Annotated in this window: 13 protein-coding genes; 7 read left to right on the plus strand and 6 right to left on the minus strand. The window is 51.9% G+C overall.

Annotated features, from left to right (window positions below):
- The first annotated feature begins 194 nt into the window (after positions 1-194).
- Positions 195-716: a histidine phosphatase family protein gene (locus G9Q73_RS11580; RefSeq protein WP_177419926.1), complete on the plus strand. Its 522-nt coding sequence runs from the start codon at positions 195-197 to the stop codon at positions 714-716.
- Positions 717-788: 72 nt separating this feature from the next.
- On the opposite strand, the gene G9Q73_RS11585 is transcribed toward G9Q73_RS11580, so the two are convergent.
- A complete protein-coding gene (locus tag G9Q73_RS11585; protein WP_177419927.1) occupies positions 789-1,490 on the minus strand; it encodes a DUF8737 domain-containing protein in 702 nt (233 codons plus the stop codon).
- A 297-nt stretch (positions 1,491-1,787) separates the two neighbouring features.
- On the minus strand, positions 1,788-2,213 hold the full coding sequence (locus G9Q73_RS11590; RefSeq protein ID WP_246345225.1) for a MarR family winged helix-turn-helix transcriptional regulator: 426 nt from the start codon (positions 2,211-2,213) through the stop codon (positions 1,788-1,790).
- A gap of 450 nt (positions 2,214-2,663) precedes the next feature.
- Between G9Q73_RS11590 and G9Q73_RS11595 the strand changes: the two genes are divergently transcribed.
- The 3 genes from G9Q73_RS11595 to G9Q73_RS11605 all read left to right on the plus strand — a co-directional run bounded on the left by G9Q73_RS11595 (position 2,664) and on the right by G9Q73_RS11605 (position 8,489).
- On the plus strand, positions 2,664-5,438 hold the full coding sequence (locus G9Q73_RS11595; protein ID WP_177419929.1) for a response regulator: 2,775 nt from the start codon (positions 2,664-2,666) through the stop codon (positions 5,436-5,438).
- A 118-nt stretch (positions 5,439-5,556) separates the two neighbouring features.
- A complete protein-coding gene (locus tag G9Q73_RS11600) occupies positions 5,557-6,693 on the plus strand; it encodes an FIST signal transduction protein (RefSeq protein WP_177419930.1) in 1,137 nt (378 codons plus the stop codon).
- Positions 6,693-8,489, plus strand: a complete 1,797-nt coding sequence (locus tag G9Q73_RS11605; protein WP_177419931.1) for a response regulator — start codon at positions 6,693-6,695, stop codon at positions 8,487-8,489. The genes G9Q73_RS11600 and G9Q73_RS11605 overlap by 1 nt, the downstream gene beginning before the upstream one ends.
- Before the next feature lie 229 nt (positions 8,490-8,718).
- On the opposite strand, the gene G9Q73_RS11610 is transcribed toward G9Q73_RS11605, so the two are convergent.
- Positions 8,719-9,330: a nitroreductase family protein gene (locus G9Q73_RS11610; protein WP_177419932.1), complete on the minus strand. Its 612-nt coding sequence runs from the start codon at positions 9,328-9,330 to the stop codon at positions 8,719-8,721.
- Positions 9,331-9,405: 75 nt separating this feature from the next.
- The gene (locus tag G9Q73_RS11615; protein ID WP_177419933.1) at positions 9,406-14,823 is read right to left on the minus strand and encodes a DUF7379 domain-containing protein; all 5,418 of its coding nucleotides are present in this window, start codon (positions 14,821-14,823) and stop codon (positions 9,406-9,408) included.
- A gap of 364 nt (positions 14,824-15,187) precedes the next feature.
- Here G9Q73_RS11615 and G9Q73_RS11620 point away from each other — a divergent pair, with 364 nt between their 5' ends.
- Both G9Q73_RS11620 and G9Q73_RS11625 read left to right on the plus strand, forming a co-directional pair.
- Entirely contained in the window at positions 15,188-16,546 is a 1,359-nt protein-coding gene (locus G9Q73_RS11620; RefSeq protein ID WP_177419934.1) for a 7TMR-DISM family protein, read from the plus strand.
- On the plus strand, positions 16,459-17,664 hold the full coding sequence (locus G9Q73_RS11625; RefSeq protein ID WP_177419935.1) for a hybrid sensor histidine kinase/response regulator: 1,206 nt from the start codon (positions 16,459-16,461) through the stop codon (positions 17,662-17,664). The genes G9Q73_RS11620 and G9Q73_RS11625 overlap by 88 nt, the downstream gene beginning before the upstream one ends.
- Before the next feature lie 78 nt (positions 17,665-17,742).
- Here the strand turns inward: G9Q73_RS11625 and G9Q73_RS11630 are convergent, their stop codons facing one another.
- A complete protein-coding gene (locus tag G9Q73_RS11630; protein ID WP_177419936.1) occupies positions 17,743-18,321 on the minus strand; it encodes a DUF302 domain-containing protein in 579 nt (192 codons plus the stop codon).
- A gap of 400 nt (positions 18,322-18,721) precedes the next feature.
- Here G9Q73_RS11630 and G9Q73_RS11635 point away from each other — a divergent pair, with 400 nt between their 5' ends.
- Entirely contained in the window at positions 18,722-19,114 is a 393-nt protein-coding gene (locus G9Q73_RS11635; protein ID WP_177419937.1) for a hypothetical protein, read from the plus strand.
- Between the two features lie 265 nt (positions 19,115-19,379).
- Here the strand turns inward: G9Q73_RS11635 and G9Q73_RS11645 are convergent.
- The coding region (locus tag G9Q73_RS11645) for a TonB-dependent receptor domain-containing protein (protein WP_177419938.1) at positions 19,380-20,279 on the minus strand (900 nt) is incomplete at its 5' end.

Below are 20,279 nucleotides of genomic sequence, written 5' to 3' on the forward strand. Positions count from 1 at the left end.
CACTCCCGGCGGCACAGGCCGCCGGGAATCTTCCCCCTTCGCATGCGGCGCATCGTCCTCCATATTCATTCCAGACTCTGATAAAATCCGATCTGAGCCTGGCCCATCCCTGGCTGGTATTCTCTTCATTTTGAACAACTTGAAGTCAATGTCTGTGGAAACAAGAAAATGAAAAACATTCGGAAAGAGAGATCATGACGACATCATCACTACGCGCCTTCATTCTGCTGCTATTCCTGACCAGCCTGTTCGTGTTACCGGGTTGCTCCTCGCTGATCGTTCACTCAAAAGAGGGCACAGAAACCACTGTCATAATGCTGCGCCATACTGAGCGCACTCAGATCAGCAAAATGTTAACCGAGAAAGGGAAAGCGCGGGCCCGTGCGCTGGTCAATGCAGTGGGTGACAGAAAAATCCATGCAATCTACAGCCCTGATATTCAGCGCAACCTGGACACAGTACAACCACTGGCCGATCACCATGGCCTTACAATTATCCGTGTCAGCCGAGGTGACATCACTGATATTCCGAAGAGAATTGCCCAGCAACATGCTGGTGAAACAGTGGTCTGGGTCGGTAATACCTTCAATCTGGAATCACTCTACTGGATGATGGGCGGCGCAGGTGAACCACCGGACAACTACGGTGACCTGTTCGTTCTGACCATTCCCGATAAAGGTGAGACTCGGGTAGTCAAAAGCCGCTTTGGAGATTGAGTGATCTGACAAGCACTCCTATGAGGCGGCGCAGGAATCAATGCTGAATTCCTATACCAGAAAATCATTCCCTCAACCCCTCTGCATCCTTTTTTCCAGTAACCGCCAGGCCACCAGCAGATTAAGCATCACAAATGAGGGAACCACCAGAGCTGGCGCCAGTACCATAGGAAAAGCAAATAGTTTGGAAAACAGGGCTTCCTGCATGAAAACATGCATAAGCCCGGCAACTGGTGCTACGATCACCAGTGCACCGATGAGATGCCATACAAGAAGAAAACCATCAGTCAAACGGCCACGATGCACCAATAGCGTTACAGCTATCGCCGATAATCCGAATAACAGATCCATCCCTCCCACAAACCAGGCAAACTTTTCCGGGAACACTCCTATCGACGCCTTGATCAGGGTTCCAATCGCAAGAATTCTAAGGCCGTGTATCGCAGTCAGCCAATGATACGGAGTTTCATCAACAAGCTTTCTTAGGCCGATGCGCAGAGGAGTAACCAACAGTGTCAAAATGATCGCGATAACTACTGGAACATAGGGCAACCAATAACCGGGCAATAGGCTAAGAAAATCTTCAGTGGCGAAAATACCCACGCTAGACTGATAGCCGATGTAACCGCCCCAGATGAGCGGAATTAAAAGAAGTACAACCAGCCAATTTCGCTGTGATGAATTTATACTGCCGAGGCGATGGATTCTTCTGCTTAGAAACCACAGGAAACCAAAGATAACGGCAATCAGAATCGGTAGTGTCGAAAATTGCATGAGAGCCTCCTCATTCTTTTACCTAAGCACAAAATCACAAAACAAATAACCGCCTGTCGCCATCCTCAATATTGCGTCTGGCCTTGAGATGAACAAGACCATCTTTAACCTGTGGCATTCATATCTATCGGACACATATGATCGATTTCCAGTTAGGTGGGATACAAGTCCAGGCCTGCATGATCTCAGGCCCGACACATTTGGGTTAAGATCCTTTTTCAAATCCCAGTAGACTCATGTGATATTCATGTCAATCTTCGCTAAGGTGTATATGCACCTTTAAGGGATAAAAAGCAATCAGGCAGATCCTGCAGCACTCACCACCGCTGTCAGATCATCAAGCAACCGATCCAGACGCACGCTGCCAAGTGCCTGGTCGATCTTGCATTGTGCCTCTTGCCACAGAGGCAGAGCTTCTTCCAACTGCTCTAAGCCCTTGTTCGTTAGGCTAACTTCACGTGAACGCTTGTCATCTTTACCAGGTACAACCAGTAGCAAACCTTCTCTTTCAAGGGGCTTCAGATTGCGTGTTAATGTGGTGCGATCCATCACCAGCAACTCTGCCATTGAGGAGATAGTGATCGGCCCAAAGGCCCGGGTTACCACCAAAAGAGTAAACTGTGTCGGTAAAATCCCGCTTGGTTTCATAATCTCTTCATAGAGCTTTGTTACCGCTCTGGATGCCTTACGCAGATTAAAAACAGCGCAGGTCTGTCCAATCAAGTTGCACTGCCCGAGATCGCAGGTTGTGTTGTGATTAGTCATATTAAGTGTATATACACTGCTTTGTGATTTGTCAAGGTTGGAATTACATTCTTGCCCTGCTAAACGACGCTACTGAAGGCCTCCCTGTACCGCATTACGAGGCACGCAAACACGTGGATACCTCTTTTCACAAAGTCCTCTCAGGTGCAACTTTGACGAATTTCTCCTGAAAGATGCGCCTAAACCCTTTCAAGTTTTGCGCATCCTGGACGCTAACTCAGGATGGGAAGCCAACAATACGTGAAGGCATTGAAAGTGGAGCTGAAAAAGTCTGATGAATCACCCGCTCAGACCCCAATGGTTGTTTGCAATATGTAGGGGATATTCCAAGGGAACTGCGGCACTTTCCTTACGCCAAGTCACGGCTCACGAAAAGCAAGCCGCTGCGTGTGATTGGGAAGGAAGAATATGAACAACAGCATTCAGGCTAAAATCTTTGCTGAGCGAACAGCGCTGCTCTACAAAAATGCCCCCGCATCCACCATCACTGTTCTTGTCGCTTCCTCACTGCTTACCGGAATATTGTGGGGCGAAGCACCGGCTGAATGGTTAATTGCCTGGTTCTGTGGTTTGACGACAATCGTGCTTGTCCGCTTTGGAGTGGTAGTCCGATATCGTAAAACGTTCTCTGAAAGGTCAGATCCTAAGCCTTGGGCATGGCGTTATGCCGGTGCAACCGCGCTAATTGGCATTTGTTGGGCACTGCTCGTGCCATTGGGTTTTACCGGTGAACTCTGGACCCGAATGCTTATCGTAATCCTGGTCACTCAACTCCAGTCAGCATCGATTCCCGTCCTGGTTTCATTTCCACAACTTATGATGCTCTATACGTTACCTTCTGCCGGTGCACTGGTTTGGCTATTGGCTGCCCGTGGTGGAAACGATGCCCTGCTGAGCATTGCAATCGTCATCTATACCATTTTGATGGTGCGTAGCTCATACAGTCTGTATCACACACTGAAAAACAGCCTGCAGTTACAGTTTGAAAAGCTGGAGCTTGCTGGAAACCTGAGCGAAGAGAAGGAGAAGGCGGAAAAGCTGAATCAAACGTTGCGACAGGAGGTGGTGGAGCGCAAACAGGTGCAGCATGAATTGGAAATGAATCGCCGGAATCTTGAGTCACAGGTCTTGGCGAGAACGGCTGAGCTGACGCAGTCTATGGAGGCAGCAGAGGCAGGAAGTCGCGCCAAAAGCGAATTCCTTGCCACCATGAGCCATGAGATTCGTACCCCCATGAACGGCGTATTGGGGATGACGGAACTGTTGCGTGATTCTGGATTGAACGGCAAGCAACAGCAGTTTGCCGAGACCGCCCATCGTTCCGGTCAGGCACTGCTCGATGTCATCAACAACATACTGGATTTCTCCAAGATCGAGGCCAATAAGCTGAAGTTGGTGCATGCACCCTTTGATTTGCAGGAAGTGGTCGAGGATGTGCTGCAGATGGTTGCGGAGCAGGCTCGTGAAAATCACCTGGAACTGCTCGACGATATCCCGGCTGAAATCAACAGTAAAGTGATTGGCGATGGGCCACGCCTGCGCCAGGTGCTGATCAACCTTGTGGGTAATGCAGTGAAGTTCACCAAACAGGGCGAGATTGTGATAAGCGCTGCATTGGTGAAGGAATCCAGCGACGAGATTCTGATTCTGTTCAAGGTGCAGGACAGCGGCATTGGCATTGATGCGGACAAGTTAGCGGGAATATTTGATGCCTTCACACAAGCAGATGGATCCATTACTCGCCAGTATGGTGGCACTGGACTGGGTTTGGCCATCTCAAGGCAGCTGGTCAGCCTGATGGGTGGCGAGATCGGTGTGGAAAGTAAAAAGGGCGAAGGTTCAACATTTAATTTCACAGCACGGTTTGGCAAGCAGACACAAGTCATGAAACCTGCAGCCACGTCATTCGATCTATTGATGGGAACCAGGGTACTGATAGTAGACGACAGTATCCCTACCCGCAGCTTGTTATTGAAAAAGATTGAGGACTGGGGTCTACAAGCAATCGATGCAGATAGTGGTGATAAGGCACTGATGTTGCTTCAGGAAGCCGCTGCCAACGGAAAACCCTATAGACTGGCAATCCTCGACCGGATGATGCCCGGTATGGATGGCATCACCCTGGCACGCAGGATCAAGGCGGATCCAGCGATTGCAGATACCCGACTCCTGATGTATTCAGCCCTTCATGAGGATGCTGGCGATACAGATTGGCGTGAAGCAGGAATCCAGGCTTATCTGAGCAAACCCGCCCGACTCAAAGATCTGCATCATCAAGTGCTGTCCCTGCTGACCGACAAACTTTCAATATTGGACCAGGCGAAAGTTTTGCCTGCAAAAACAGTCAATGTCGCCAAAACCACACAGAGCGGCTCTCGTATCCTGCTGGTTGAGGACAATGAGGTAAACCAGACAGTGGCCCGAAATATGTTGGAGAGGTTGGGCTGTCGGGTGGATGTCGCAGCACAGGGGCACCTGGCAGTGGAAAGCATAAAAAAGAATCGCTATGACCTGATTTTGATGGACTGCCACATGCCGGAGATGGATGGTTTCGAGGCCACAAAAACGATCCGCAATCAGGAACCCGACGCAAGTCACGTTCCGATCATTGCACTGACTGCAGACGTACAAAAGGGTACGCAGGAGCAGTGCCATGCTGCTGGCATGGATGACTATCTGAGTAAGCCATTTGAACAGGAAACCCTGCGTGACGTACTGGAGAAATGGCTACCCATAGAGCAAACAAACTCGACTGACCACAACCCGCCGGTAACACCCACACAGATCGAAAACACACTGGCACAGACTGATGAGGCCGAACCGCTGGATCAAAGGGTACTGGACAAAATACGTGCTCTGCAGCACCCTGGGGCACCCGATATCCTGGGCAAAGTGATCGGCATCTACCTGAACACAACCCCTGGGTTAATGGAGAAGATGAAAGATACGGCAGTCAATGGCGACGCGGACGTTTTGTACCAGGCAGCCCATAGCATGAAGTCCAGCAGTGCCAATCTTGGCGCCATGCAGCTCTCTGCTATTTGCAAAGAGTTGGAAGCCATTGGTCGTGAGGGGGAAATTCATAAAGCTCAGCCACTGATGGAAAGCCTGAAGATTGAATACCAAAAAGTCGAAATGGAATTGTTGGCGAACTTGGTGAAGACGAATGAAGTGTCAGCTTAGGCAAAGATCGCTGTCACTAATGTGAACGATGTAGCCAAGAAATTTTCTTCGCAGCACATTCAGTGCATCTTTCACTGATCCCGCATTGCGAAAAAGATAGCATTACCAGGAGTCAAAAATGATATCAGAATCAATTTACGTAAAGAGAGGGGAAGTCATTGCACGGGATGAAGAAACTGCTGTTGCTGAATTTGCCGAAAACGTAAGACAACCGGACATGGCGGGAGTCATCTTCTTCTGCTCCGCTGATTATGACCTCGATCGACTCAGCCTGGCGCTAGGTGAGCAGTTCACCTGCCCTGTGATCGGATGCACAACCGCCGGCGAGATCGGATCTACCTATCAACATGGCGGAATCGTTGGGTTCAGCCTCTCGTCAGAGATGTTCAGGATTCACACGTCAGTCATTGATCCTCTCAACGAATTCAATCCTTTGGCCGCTGAGAAGCTCGCATCCGATCTGCAAGCCAACCTACAATTTTCCGAGTCGCTGGACTCAAAGAAGATGTTCGGACTCCTGTTGATCGACGGCCTCTCCTGTATGGAAGAGCAGACTGTCGCGTCCCTTTTCAACGCATTCGCTGGTATTCCTATTATTGGGGGTTCTGCGGGTGACAGCCTCAAGTTTGAGGAAACCCATGTCTATGTGGAAGGCCGCTTCAGGACAGGCGCTGCAATATTTTCGATAATCGAAACACTCCTTCCCTTCAAGACCTTTAAGCTACAGCACTTTGAACCCTCGGATATGGATATGGTCATTACCGGGGCAGACCCATCACGCCGCATCGTTACAGAGATCGATGGTGCCCCCGCCGCCAGCGAATATGCCGAAATCATAGGTCTTGAAATTGACAAACTTACACCGCAGGTATTTTCAACCCATCCTGTCATGTTGCAGATTGGAAATGACTGGTATGTAAGATCGATCGAAAAGGTCAATGAAGACGGCAGCCTGACCTTCTTTTGTGCGATTGATGATGGATTGCCATTAACAGTAGCCAAAGGGGTCGGTTTTGTCGATACGCTTAAGAAGCAGGTTGAACAAATTGAGGGGGAGTTTTCCAACATCGAATTCACATTGGGGTGTGATTGCATTTTACGGCGCCTGGAAATACTGGAATCAGGTGAGAAATTGGAGGTCGAGAAACAGCTCAATAAGATCAACTTCATCGGATTCAGCACCTTTGGAGAACAATATAATTCTATTCACGTGAACCAGACTCTGACCGGGGTCGTGGTTGGAAAACTGGATTAATGAATTCAGAAAAAGACCTTCAGTCACAAATCGCAGATCTTAAGATCCGCCTTGAAAAACAGGAGAAGATCAACAAGGCACTCAAGGCGCGCGTCAAAAGGAGTATCAACTCAAGTGGTACCGCCTATTCGGTATTTGAACGCAACATCCAGTTACAAAAAGAGGTGGATCGCCAGATTCATGGCTTGAAAAAAGCCAAGGAGGCGGCAGAAGCAGGCAGCCGTGCCAAGAGCGAGTTTCTGGCTACCATGAGTCATGAGATCCGCACCCCAATGAACGGCGTCTTGGGCATGACGGAATTGTTGCTTGATTCAGGATTGACTGGCAAGCAGCGGCAGCTTGCCGAAACCGCCTACCGTTCCGGACAGACACTGCTGGATGTCATCAACAACATACTGGATTTCTCCAAGATCGAGGCCAATAAGCTGAAGCTGATGCATGCGCCCTTCGATCTGCAGGAAGTGGTTGAGGATGTGCTGCAGATGATGGCAGAACAAGCACGCAAAAAACACCTGGAGCTGCTCTGCAATATTCCGACTGAAATAGACAATCAGGTAATTGGCGACGGAGCCCGTCTTCGTCAGATATTGGTCAACCTGATGGGCAATGCAGTGAAATTTACCCATCAAGGCACGATTGCGATCAACGTCTCCACTGTGGAGGAAAATAACGAAGAGGTCGTGGTTCAATTTGAAGTGTGTGACAGCGGTATCGGTATCAAGGCAGACAAATTGGCTGGGATCTTTGGTGCCTTCAGCCAGGCGGACGGTTCCATCACCCGCAAATATGGTGGCACCGGTCTGGGTCTGTCTATCTCCAAGAAGCTGGTGATGCTGATGGGCGGAGAGATCGGCGTGGAGAGTAGAGAGCAGGAAGGCACGACCTTTCGGTTCACAGTCCGGTTTGGCAAGCAGGCGCAAGCCAGCATGCCTATGGGGGCATCTCTCGCTCAGTTTCCCGGGGTCCGGGTATTGGTGGTGGATGACAATTCACCCACCCGCAGCCTGTTGGTACGAAAAATTAACGACTGGGGACTTGAAGCAAATGGCGCCAGCGGTAGCGATGAGGCATTGAAGATTTTGCAGGAAGCAGCAGCAACAGACCAGCCCTTCACCCTGGCTATTCTAGATCGGATGATGCCGGGCATGGACGGCATCACCCTGGCGCGAAAAATCAAGGCGGATACAAACACTGCTGAGATTCGGCTCCTGATCTATTCCGCACTTCATGAGGAGGCTGACGATACTCTTTGGCGTGAGGCAGGGATCGAGGTCTATCTGAGCAAGCCCGCCCGACTCACGGAACTGCATGATCAGCTACTCTCCCTGTTGATCGAAAAACCATCCAATGAGCAAACGGCAGACGTGTTGCCCGACGAAACTGCCACAGCTGCTGAAACCACACTGAGTGGCTGCCGTATTCTGCTGGTCGAGGACAATGAGGTAAACCAGGTGGTGGCCGAGAGTATGTTGGAGTCATTGGGTTGTCGGGTGGATCTTGCGGATCAGGGGCAGGTGGCAGTAGAAAACGTGAAGCAGAATAATTATGACCTGATTTTGATGGACTGCCACATGCCTGAAATGGACGGCTTTGAAGCGACTAAATCGATCCGCAATCTGGAATCCGCTGGTAGTCGCATACCTGTCATTGCTCTAACCGCAGACGTGGAAAAAGGTACGCAGGAGCTATGCCATGCTGCTGGCATGGATGACTATCTGAGTAAACCCTATGAACGGTTAACCCTGCAGGTTATGCTGGAGAAATGGCTGCTCCCAAAGCAAAGAAAAGGCGGTTGACTGCAACATCCTGGGGACAACGCAGTTGTCAGCTATCTGTACGGAGTTGGAGGCCATGGGCCGTGAGGCAAGAACCGAAGCTGAATTCCCATTGATGGAAAGTCTGAAGACTGAATACCAACAAGTCGTAACGGCTTTGAAAACCGAGCTGACAAAGCCGGATTAATCACCTGCACACACCACGACGGTCGTTCGTAAAACTTCCACTCATACAATATTTATGTTGTTCTTATTTACCGGGAAATGAATCCTCAATCACGACATCATCCAACGTCAACTGTCCAGGACGCGGCCATGCATCTTTGATTCCTTTGCCAATAACCACGAACATGGCAATTACATGATCGTCAGGAAGCTTGATCAGTTCGGCAACCTTATCAAAGTCGAAACCATCCATTGGGCATGAGTCATATCCCATCGATTTTGCGGCAAGCATTAATGTTTGTGCGGCAATACCGCATGATCGCATCGCCTCATCCCGCTGGACCTGTTCCCTACTGCGATAATAGCCATCGATTGCAGGAACCATAAATTCCTGAACCTCTTTCGATGCGTTTTTCCAGTAACGGACTGGGTTCTTTTGCCAGGCATTCAAGTCTGCACATAGAACGATTAAGAGTGAGGCATCTGTGACTTGGGCTTGATCCCAAGCCACAGCACGTATTTTATGCCTCAATTCCTTATCGTGTACGACAACATATCGCCAGTTCTGAATATTGAAAGCCGTAGGAGAAAGAATCGCCAATGAAAGCAATTGATTGATCTCCTCATCTGTCATCCGATGGGCTGGATCGTAGTGTTTAATAGCACGCCGCATTAAAATCGCTTCTTCAGTATTCATGAACCGTCTCCTCAGAGAGATACTAAATAATTCATAGAGTAGGCGCCTCAAAACACAGGCAATCCCATCCCATCATCAATCTTTGCCATTCAGGTTGTCGATCAGCCATTCCAAAGGCTTCTGTTCCGCAAGTTTGAAATGTCCGCTCATACGTTTAAGAAAATCAAGATGCTGCATGACGGATTGGAACTGGCGCGGAGAAGAGGCACGCTTGCGGATGTGTTGATAGGTGTCTGCAATTGCCTCCTTCCTGTCAACCAGATCACCCTGTTTCAACGCAGCCAGCAATCTGCAGTCGTTCTCCGCTATGGCGTTCCAGAAATATTCACCACCCATACTGGACTCAGACACATGAGCCTGCTGCAGAGCCTGACCCAACAGGCTGTCAAAGTCCCCGTCTCCACCCAGATCTTTATCACTGCTCATCCCGGCCTTTACCAGTAGCCAGTGAGCAGTCAGCCAGTTGGTCAGGGGGTAGGTGTTGATCTTGCCCTGCTGACTGAGGCAGAGCTGGTAGGAGGCTTTGTAGGCTTCCTCCATCTCCGTCAAAGAGCGACGACACTCTTTATCCTTGTCCAGATAGACAATTGAACGATGCTTGGCCGCACTCCCTTTCAATGCAAGCCGTTCGACAGTCGTGCCAAATTTTGAGTTCAGTCCATCAATGCGCTTACCGGCACGATTCACCAAACGTTTCGCAATCACCAACTGACCTTCATCGTGTAGCTTGACCGCTTCGCGCGCCTCAAAATTCGCCAATTGTTCTGCCGATTGAATTGTGGCGCCCGCCGGGTCGGCTGAGATGGCCCGTTCATAAGCCTCTATCGCTTTGGAAAACTCTCCAAGCTGGCCCCAAGCGCGTCCCGCCATTTCAACCAAGCTGGCATTCTCCGCCCATTTCGGTGGCACACGTTGCAGTAGGTCGGCCAACTTCTGACTCCAGCTTCGGGCGTCTGAGCCGGATGCCGTCTTGGCCCACTCGGCAATATTCTCGATTGCGCTTACATATTCCGCCAAAGAGACATAAGTTTGTTTGCTGCTGCGGCGCCGTCGTCCAGCTTCCGTCATCAAGGCATAACCTGGATCGCCATAACACTGGTAAGCCCCCCAGGTATTGAACCGATCATGCTTGTGATAGGTTTCCTTCCGCGCCTGTTTCACGGCATCACCGAAGCTGCTGCCGTCGAGAAAGGCATCGTAGAAGGTCTCGGCAAAAGTCTGGGCTGCATCATCGTTAACTGCCCAGCCAGCGGCAATAACGGCCTTCACCCCTTGTCCTATCAGCTGCGTGGCCAGATTAGCCGCCAAACGATGAAAGGCTGGGTTTCTTTGTTGGCCCGAAGTATCGGTACTGCCAAGATGGCAGCAGTTAATGAAGACAAATGCCGGGGTGGAAGGCATCTGACGTATCTCTGTGGGTGTCAGAAAATGGTCTTTACCAATCACCATCCCTGTTATCAACTTAGGCCTGTCTTTGCCCTGTTCGCTTTTACAGATCGAACCATCTTCAGGTAATGAGTAGTCAACCACGCCATGGCCCGCCAGATGAAGGATCTCGTAGTCATCCGTCATCAGCTCAGTGAGAATCTCAGTACCGCTGGCACCGATCAACGCGGGTTTTACATCAAAACCTGAATCTGACAGCAGACGTTCCACAACCCTCGCCTCCTTCTGTGCTGCGGACAAGGCAACAAACTCCGAACCATCAAGCCGGGGATCGCCCACAACCAGGGCGCGGTGGTTGTTGCAGACGCTACCAATATCACTCTCAAACGAGGCAAGCTGCCGAACCATGCCTACCTTGCTGGCCAGGGGTTCATCTCCGTCAAATCCCGCATATTCAAGCAGTTCCCAGGGGTAACGCGCTGAATGTTTATCCACCACTAATACCATGTCCTGATTATCCCGGACGTGAGTTTTGAACTCACGGGGCACGAGCAGTTCGAACAAAGTACGCCCTGCCCTGGAATTCGACCAGGTATTGCCGGTCAGTTCTTGCAGGAATGGTTCGACCGACTGTTTCTGCAGGGGTTGTATGCTCATCTCCAACCGGGCTCGCCCCGCCAGGGAGGTATATTTCAGGCCACCGTCATCAGTACTCTCGATACGCAGGCGCTGCCACCACGCCGGGTCTTCATCATAATAGACGCGCCGCAATCGACCATCGCTGGAAATAATCTCAGGTAGAGCAGTAATCCTGTTTCTAAACTCCGGACCTTTAACAATCTGGTGTAAGGCATGCAGGGCGCCAACGGCCACATCCTCATACAATTCGATAAACCGGACGCTTTGAATCGTACGCTCAATATTGTTGGCAGGCCCGGCAAGCAGTTGGTTGGCCTGCAACACCGCACGCAGCATTGCAGTAATGGCATCTTCTGTAGACATACCACCGGCACCGGTACCGATCAGCAGCGCAGACAGGCCGATCTCTTCCGGCTGGGCAATGCCCTCTTCCTGAACGGTAAGTACGTAGCGCAATACCGCTTCGCGGAGCGTGTCGGTAAGACCGCTGCTGGTCAAGGTTCCCACCTCTCCCAACCCTATAATGATGGCGCCGGGCAGCTCATCCTGGTGGTTCCTCAAAAGTACTTCGTTGGTTTGTAATGGGCCGGGATAGAGATTTAGCAGCAGACGCTTTTTCAGCCGGTTTTCCAAACAGGCATCCACTGCCGCCTCTGCACTGACAATGCTGTCACCCTGATAGTGACCCACTGCCACCGGGCTTGTGGCGAAACGCAGGTTGCCATGCACCACCGAGACCTGGATTGGAAGTTGCACGGGTTTACGGGGGGCTGCTGCCATTGAGCGTCCCAAAAATGCCGCTGTGAGTGCATCTTCATCAGGATAGACATCGATCTGATCAGGCAGCATTTCACGCCGCGCCTCAACACCTCGCGCCGTCTGCGGACGAGTGGATAGCAGTTGTGTATTGCCCGTTTTCAGTATCTCCAACATCCCCGTGAAGGCAGGTTCATGGTCAGGAATATCACCATGAGACGCGTCGACAAACCAGTGTTTGATGCCCGCCGGAATACCTGTGTTCCAGGGAACCTGACCGTCTCCCTGGGAAGTGGAGAAAAAACGGATCTTGGTTTTTCCCTTCAGGGCCTCATCCACCTCCACCGCAACCGGCGTCTCATCCGCGCGCCCCGCTATGTAGAAAACCCTTTCCGGGTCCAGCGGGTGGCTATCCAACTTATTCCAGGTACTCTGAGCACGGCGCAAATCTGCCTTTCCGGGTCGCTTCCAGTCACCGCCCAACACCTTGCCGAATTGGTCCCACAGATTATCTGCCGGTATCTTTCCCTGATCATCCACGGGCAGCAGCTCAAGCATACCCCTGAACTCGCTTAGCACAGCCAGCAGTTGATCCTGATTATGCCGAAGATCCGCCAGCGCCAACATTTTCACCGTACGGTCCTGGCGGGAGAATATTCTGGGAATGGAGTAGGAACCTCTGTTCGGGGTACCCAACATCAGCACGCGTGAACCGGTTCGTTCCCGTAGCCGATCCCACAACTGCGGATCCTGAGCGATCATTGCACGGAAGACGATACCACCCATCGAGTGAGCCACAATATGTACCGGCTGATCGGTATTGCGTAGCCGCTCATCCACGGCTGCGGCGAGCAACAGTCCACTCTCCATTACGCTGCGGCGCCAATCGTAAGGGAAGGGAATCACTTCGTGGGTAGCAGCAAGAAAATCGATCAGGTCACCGTAGGCGAGGCCAACAACCTGCTGGGCACTGACGTCAGATGCTTCGTATTCAAGCGCTGTAAACCTGCCCCGCAGCAGGTCGAATGGATCCACCCAGATTCGATTGTTGTCGACAGCGAGATGGCTGCCGGTCAATCCGGGAAGGATAAACACCGTGGGAACTTCACCAGACACCCGTTCGGCAGACAGGGTGCGAGCCACCGTCTTTTTCGTCTGCTTTCTCAACTGAAAGCCAGTGGGAGGTGAGGCGGTCTCCGTCAGGGCAGACAACAAGCCGCGGCGGGTTCGTTTGTTGCTGAAATACTGGAAATGGTTGACGTCCCTGCCCTGATCGAACAGCACCGAGATACGGGCCACCCGGCGTGCGCCACCATCCATGGAAGGCGTATTCACCACCAGATCATGATCACTCTCGTAGAACTGATCGAGGAAGAACATGGCAATTTTCTTAAAGATCCCTGTGGGATTGATATCTCCCTCTATCACTGCCAGCGAAGCATGGGTACTTACCGGTGCGCTGTTGAGCAATCCGATGAGCGGTGAACCCGGCATCTGTGCCTCTAACCCAGGCAACTGTTCCGGGCGTGTACGCTCCTTCGCGACCGCCAAAGTGAAGGTCTTGAGCAGGCCATATATGGGGCTGACCTTCAACACCGGTATCTGACCAATGACATTGAGCACACCAGACAGATAGAGATCCAGCTTGCCACTCGCCAGTGTAGTGCCGCGCGCCGGACAGGCTACCCGCACGAACCTTTCTATCTTGGGCTGCTTCTCCATGAGCAGCGTATTGAGCTTTCGGAGTTGCCGACGATGATGTGCGTAATCGTCTTTGACCTCTTGCAGGAAACCGGCGAGACTGAAGAGGTTCTCCGCATCGAATAACGCAATCTCTTCACGGGTAAATGGCTCACGCGATTCATCGAATTGAGCCCGGCATAACAGCTCTCCAACCAGTCCGCCACGGGAGTGGCTGACCAGATGCAAGGTTGCTTTGTCCGGCAAGGCTTCGAGCAGTTCTATCGCATTATCGATAGGACTTTCGCTGAGTGTGCGGTGTTCAAAGGCGAGAATATTTTCGCCATAGAAGCCTTTGAGCTGATCCCAGGTATCGTCGAAAGACATTTTCCAAAGATCGGAGAAGCCACCTCTGGTACTGGAGGCTGTGCCATGAATGAACAGCAGTATGGGAACCCTGTTATCAATCTCTTCAGGTTTTACGGGCTGAAATCCGGAACGCTCATCCCCACTGCTGTCGAGTTGATGAATCCTAAACAGGGCACCGTCGCCAACCAGCTGATCCTCGATCAACGCCGCAACCTTTCTGGCGGTAAACTCGGCGGCCTTTCCGGTCACATGGTCGATAATCCTGCCTTTGACATCCAGCAGCTTGAATGCCTCGACCAGCAGTCCATCCTCACCTCGTGAATGCTGGTTCGAGAACGTCAGCCGCCTGGGTATCACCAACTGATTCGGACTCGCTCCCCGATGAGACTCAGCCGTTAAAATCTCCTCCCGAAGCCTGCCCACCGAGGTAAAAACCTGCAGATTGCCCTCAAGGGTCAATTCGACCACGTCCTCATCCGTAGCCGTCAACTCCACAGCGCGGCTGTCAGCTGATCGATCCGGCACCAGACTGACGGCTGAACCGTCACGCACCTCAACCTGAAGAATATCTGTCAGCTCTTCCGCCAGCTGTTCGTTCAGCTCCCGGGTCGAAATATCTCGTCCCTGTACCACAAAGGTGGTTTTATTTCGCTTTGTTGGCATCTTGCCGTCCTCTTCGGTGCAGTGTGCTGGGCTTGGTGGGAATGGCATCCACTCCAGCGAAAGACAGACCACTCTTTGCCATGAGGATATCTGGTCAAAACCCCGGATGCCCGGTACTCCTTAGAGAGTTTCCTTCCCAGTTTAGCAGACAGGCTGAAATTATCTGTGAAGCAACCGGCCTGCCTTCAGGAGGTGTTAAGAAGCACTTGAGCAAGGGTTATACTTAACATATCAATGGCGTCAAGGGGGGCGAACACCCTGTCAGAAAGACAATGCTTGCCTGCCTGCACAAACCTGTGTCACTACACTCGTAAATCTGGGAAACAGCTGCTGTAGACATGCCGAGTCATTCATTTCCGCCACGATGCGCTTGCTGGTGACCCTGCTGTTGCTATGGTCAAGCCTTTCTGCAAACGCCGCTGACCAACGGCTTCTCTCGGGTCAGACGGAGCAGGTCATTCTCGGTCCATACCTGGAAATATTCGAGGATAAACAGGCAGACCTGGATATTTTCGATGTAGCCTCCCCTGCATTCGAACAACGCTTTCACCCTGTCGGCAAGGAGCAGCTCAGCCTCGGTTACAGTAGATCCGCGTTCTGGCTGCGTTTTTCTGTTCGCTGGACCGACGCCAGTCCCCTGCTGCTGCAACTGGCTTATCCACTCTTGGATTCCATCGCCTTCTACCTCCCGAATGGCCCGGAAGACTTCAAGGTATCAAGAGCAGGTGACACGCTGCCAGCTTCCATTAGGGAACTCCCCTCACCTGACATTTTGTTCTCTCTGCCTGCCATACCGGAGTCCGAACAAACCTATTACCTGCGTATTCATTCCGGAGGTAGTCTGCAACTGCCGCTGTATCTCTGGTCCACAACGGTATTTGCCAGAGAGAATGGCAAGGTCCGTTATATCCATGGGGTCTACTACGGGATCATGCTGGTGATGATCCTCTACAACTTGTTTCTGTTTCTGTTCGTTAAGGATCGAAACTATCTGCATTACGTGGTTTACATCACCTGTTACCTGTTATTCCAACTCTCCCTCAACGGCTATGCCCAGCTCTACCTCTGGCCGGAAAACCCCTGGTGGGCAAATCGCTCGGTGCCTTTCTTCGTTGGTCTGGTAACTTTCTTCGCCACCAATTTCTCCCGGCAGTTTCTCACCACGCGGGAATATCTGCCGAGGATCGACTGGTTATTGAAGGGCCTGATGGTATTCAGCCTGGGCATCATGCTAGGCAGCCTGGTTCTGACCTATGACATCATGGCCCCTGTCTCAAATATTGCGGGCGTATTGTTACCCATAGTGCTCTTGCCCGCCGGCTATCTCAGCTTGCGCTCAGGTTATCGGCCCGCGCGATTCTACGTCATTGCCTGGAGTATGTTTCTGTTCGGGATCTTTGTCACCGGTTTGATGTTCACTGGCTTTGTGCCGCGTAATCTGTTTACCAGTTATGCGATGCAGGTCGGCTCCGCCATGGAAGTCGTGCTGCTCTCCATCGCACTGGCGGACCGCATCAATATATTGCGGCGCGAGAAGGAGATCGCCCAGCGTGAATCCACGAAAAACCTTCAGCAGCTCAACGAAGGGTTGGAAGCCCAGGTGGAACAACGCACGCAAGCATGCTGGAGCAGACCGTGTTTGAACGCACCGCAGACCTGCGTCACAGCAACGACGAATTGTCACGGGCCGTGCACGCCAAAGATCAATTCCTTGCCACCATGAGCCATGAACTACGCACGCCTCTTACTGCCATCCTGGGTCTCTCGGAGATATTGTCCGGGAAAAGACCTGGACCACTGACCGATCTGCAACAGCGCTATATCGGCATCATCTCCGATAGCGGCAACCAATTGCTCGCACTGATCAACGATATTCTGGACATAGCCCAGATTGAATCCCAAGGCATGGAACTGGAGCCCGATTGGATTCAGGTGGAGGATATCTGCCAGGCCAGTCTGACACTGGTCAGGCCAGCTGCGGAGAAAAAGGGCCAGCACATTGCTTTCAAGCGGGATCCAAAGACAGAAACTGTTTGGGCAGATAAGATTCGCCTGAAGCAGATCCTGGTCAATCTGATGGGAAACGCTGTGAAATTCACTCAGGACGGGGGGACAATTGGTTTGGATGTTCAAGGAAAGCAAGAGGACAACAGCATCGAATTCACCGTATGGGACACCGGATGCGGTATCGCAACGGAGGATCTTGAACGGCTGTTTAAACCCTTTGTCCAGTTGGACGACACTTTCTCACGCCAACATGAAGGAACAGGACTCGGGCTCAATCTTGTATACCGGCTAACAGAATTGCACGGAGGCAGCATCTGGGTGGAGAGTGAGGTTGGGCACGGCAGCCGCTTTATGGTGCGCCTGATATGGAACAGGGACGCGCAGGTTCAGGCTGAGCCATCAACTCAAGAGAGCAGCAACTTACCCGCCCCTGACGCACCGCCCCCTCGCACGGGATCAGCCACCGTACTCATGGCGGAAGACAATGAGCTCAATCTAATCATACTTTCCGAATTCCTCATCGGTCAGAGTTTCGAAATCCTGTCAGCGAGAAACGGCGTGGAAGCCGTGCAAATGGCATCGAATACCCATCCGGATATCATCCTGATGGATATACAGATGCCAGAGATGGACGGCCTGGAGGCAACACGGCGCATCCGGGCGATGCCACACCTGGCATCGGTTCCAATCATCGCCCTGACCGCACTGGTCATGCCGGGCGACAAAGAGCGTTGCATAGAGGCCGGTACCAATAGCTATTTGAGCAAACCGGTAAACTTGAGCCAATTGTCAAAGGAGATGACCTCACTGCTGAACAAACACGCATCAGCTTAGACCGATTGCGTCAAACGACCTATACTGATGCCCCGACAGGTGTCATAAACCAGGTCTGCCATCGATCCGGAGGATCGATCAGAATTCGCCCGCGGCTGCGCCTTCCATAATCTCCCGCAACACCCGACGCACCCGTAGAGCATCATTCTTCAACTCCGGGGGTAGTTCGTTGGCTCCGTGGATGAGAAAATCCATATTCATGGCATACAGCCACACCTTGCCTTCCTTGTCCTCCACCACGCTGATCACACAGGGCATGAAGGCGGAATAGGCATCGTTGTAGTCGAGCATCTTCACACCGACCTTGACGTCGCAGAACTGCATGAAGGACACGTGCCGAAAATCTTTTCCGGTAACGGCCTTGACCTGTTTGTAAAAGGGTGAGTCGCTGACAAAGAAGAGGTTCCTGTCAACGGCAAGGCTCTTCATGGACTCCTTGACATCCTCAACTTTAATATCGTCTTCCACCTTTACTCGCCAGACGAAGGCACTGGCCAGGTCGCCGGTTTCCAGGAGATTACCGGCAAATTCCCTATAGAGGGCAAAGGCATCGGGATCGAAGTGCCGGGTAGCTGACCAGATCTGACTTACAGCCACAGTGACAATCAAAAGGGTAAGCAGGCCGATGACGGCCAAAACATTTCTTAGCAGTTTCATAGTGGTGCTTCCGACGGGATATTTATTGGTGGATTAGGGTTTGGATCGTGAATGCCAACTGTAGTAAACAGCGGATCCATCCTCCCCCTTGTGAGACTATTTCCAGCGGTTGAGTATAGGAAGGATAGCCTACCTTTCGCGAGAATCCACCTGGGGCCTGTTAGCAACGGCATTTTCTTCCGCATTCTCGGCTGGGAAATGGTGGAAAGAATCTGTAAACGGGATCGGGGCAGGTTAGGCAGAAGCTGCGAGGAAGATTCGGCTGAGGCGTTGTTCCCACTCGTCATGCATAAAAAACCGCCCTCCAACTACATGGATCTACCTATATCATGCTGTCGCTCAGCGTACACACTTAGTATAGAAATCTTAGGATGTGTGCTGAAAATAGTAGGAGAGCATCATGATAAAGACCGATCCAGTTCTGGAAGAGTGTCTTCCAAGCGCTCATGGTAACCGGCAAGAGTCCGATATCACGCAAAAGGGGATATTGAGCAGTCAATCATTGAGACATGAGAATCATCGCTTTGCCAATACAAGAGGTATCAGCACCCGCAATCGGGAGCAGGGATTTATACCGGCCTTTCAGGATACCCGCAGTGGCCTCTGTGTTGTTTCGTGCTTTGCTGATGGTTGTCCTGCACCTGTGCATATTCTCGATGGTTTGCCAGATGACTGGGTAGGAAGCCGGGATGCCAACGGCAGTGTCCTCAAGGCTCATGCAGAGATAATATCCGGTTTTATGCGCAATGGCTGTTTCTATACCAGGGAAGAGGCGTCCCAGACTCCACAGTGATGGGGCCTTCGCAGATGACTGCGATCATGGGTGGTGTGGCGCGCATCGAAAGAGAACCTGTGATGATCATCGGCCAGCAGATGGGGCGGGATGCCAAATAACCCACCTGGCAATCGATCCTTGAAGTCATGCGGCCACGGCTGAACCCCCTCTGTGCTTCCCTTGATCATTCGCTCTCACTGGCGTTTGATCTTTGATTGCCGGATTGATTCAAAAAAAACGCCGACTGACGTCGGCGTTGAAAAGGTGCAGACAACAATTCCGGCTAGAATGTGACGTTCACTCCGGCGTAGAGCGAACGTCCCATGCCCGGAACCGAGACGCCCCAAGGAACGTCGGTTCCGGTCATGGTCTTGCCCTCACCGAGATAGGCGCCGCCCAGCGGGTGGTTGTAGAACTTGTCGAAAATGTTCTCGATTCCGAAATCAAAGCGGACCTGTTTCCACTGGTAGTTGCTCCGCAGGTGGAACAGGCCGTACCCCATAGTCTGGAGTTCATTCCTGACCTGTGAGACGCGGGTCTTCTCATCCACCAACTCAAGTTCGATAACGTTGGTCAAGCCGCCCGTATGATGCTCTATTGCCAGTAGCGCATTCAGCGGCATGATGTTATAGAGGTTGTCGTCGGTAGTCTGGTTCTTGCCGCGGACATAATTCAGCATGCCACTCGCAGTGAAATCGCCGTACTGGGTGTTTTCCGCCAGTACCTGTTGGCCGGAGATATCCACGCCATACATGTGCGCGGATTGATTGACGAACTGGAGGTAGACGAAGGCGTCGGTAGAAGTATCGGCTGGGTCGATGCGACGGGCATCGATGTAATCATTGACGTAGGTGTAGTAAGGCGTCAACGTCAGGCTCCATTGCTCCTGGCCAGCATCATGCCAGTCGAAGGACGCGCTGACGGTATGGGCGGTTTCCGGCTCCAGGTCGAGGTTGCCAACATAGCCATTTCCGTCACCGGTCATGTTGATCATGCGCATGGCCATACCGCCGGTCGACCAGGCGTAACGCTCATACAGGTTTGGCGAACGGGTCTTCCGGGCATAGCCGAACTCGATGGTGCTGGTGGCGTCCGGCGCGAAGCGAGCCAGCGCGGTCAGATCGATATTGTCGTCGGATTTCTTGCGATCGGCAGCATTAAAGGCATCGGCTTCAACCCCGTA

It is taken from the genome of endosymbiont of Lamellibrachia barhami, from assembly GCF_011947365.2.
Taxonomy (GTDB): Bacteria; Pseudomonadota; Gammaproteobacteria; order Chromatiales; family Chromatiaceae; genus QGON01.

Coding starts and splice junctions, on each gene's coding strand:
- G9Q73_RS11580 (WP_177419926.1), top strand. CDS start 195: ATGACGACATCATCACTACGCGCCTTCATTCTGCTGCTATTCCTGACC.
- G9Q73_RS11585 (WP_177419927.1), bottom strand. CDS start 1,490: ATGCAATTTTCGACACTACCGATTCTGATTGCCGTTATCTTTGGTTTC.
- G9Q73_RS11595 (WP_177419929.1), top strand. CDS start 2,664: ATGAACAACAGCATTCAGGCTAAAATCTTTGCTGAGCGAACAGCGCTG.
- G9Q73_RS11600 (WP_177419930.1), top strand. CDS start 5,557: ATGATATCAGAATCAATTTACGTAAAGAGAGGGGAAGTCATTGCACGG.
- G9Q73_RS11605 (WP_177419931.1), top strand. CDS start 6,693: ATGAATTCAGAAAAAGACCTTCAGTCACAAATCGCAGATCTTAAGATC.
- G9Q73_RS11610 (WP_177419932.1), bottom strand. CDS start 9,330: ATGAATACTGAAGAAGCGATTTTAATGCGGCGTGCTATTAAACACTAC.
- G9Q73_RS11615 (WP_177419933.1), bottom strand. CDS start 14,823: ATGCCAACAAAGCGAAATAAAACCACCTTTGTGGTACAGGGACGAGAT.
- G9Q73_RS11620 (WP_177419934.1), top strand. CDS start 15,188: ATGCGCTTGCTGGTGACCCTGCTGTTGCTATGGTCAAGCCTTTCTGCA.
- G9Q73_RS11630 (WP_177419936.1), bottom strand. CDS start 18,321: ATGAAACTGCTAAGAAATGTTTTGGCCGTCATCGGCCTGCTTACCCTT.
- G9Q73_RS11635 (WP_177419937.1), top strand. CDS start 18,722: ATGATAAAGACCGATCCAGTTCTGGAAGAGTGTCTTCCAAGCGCTCAT.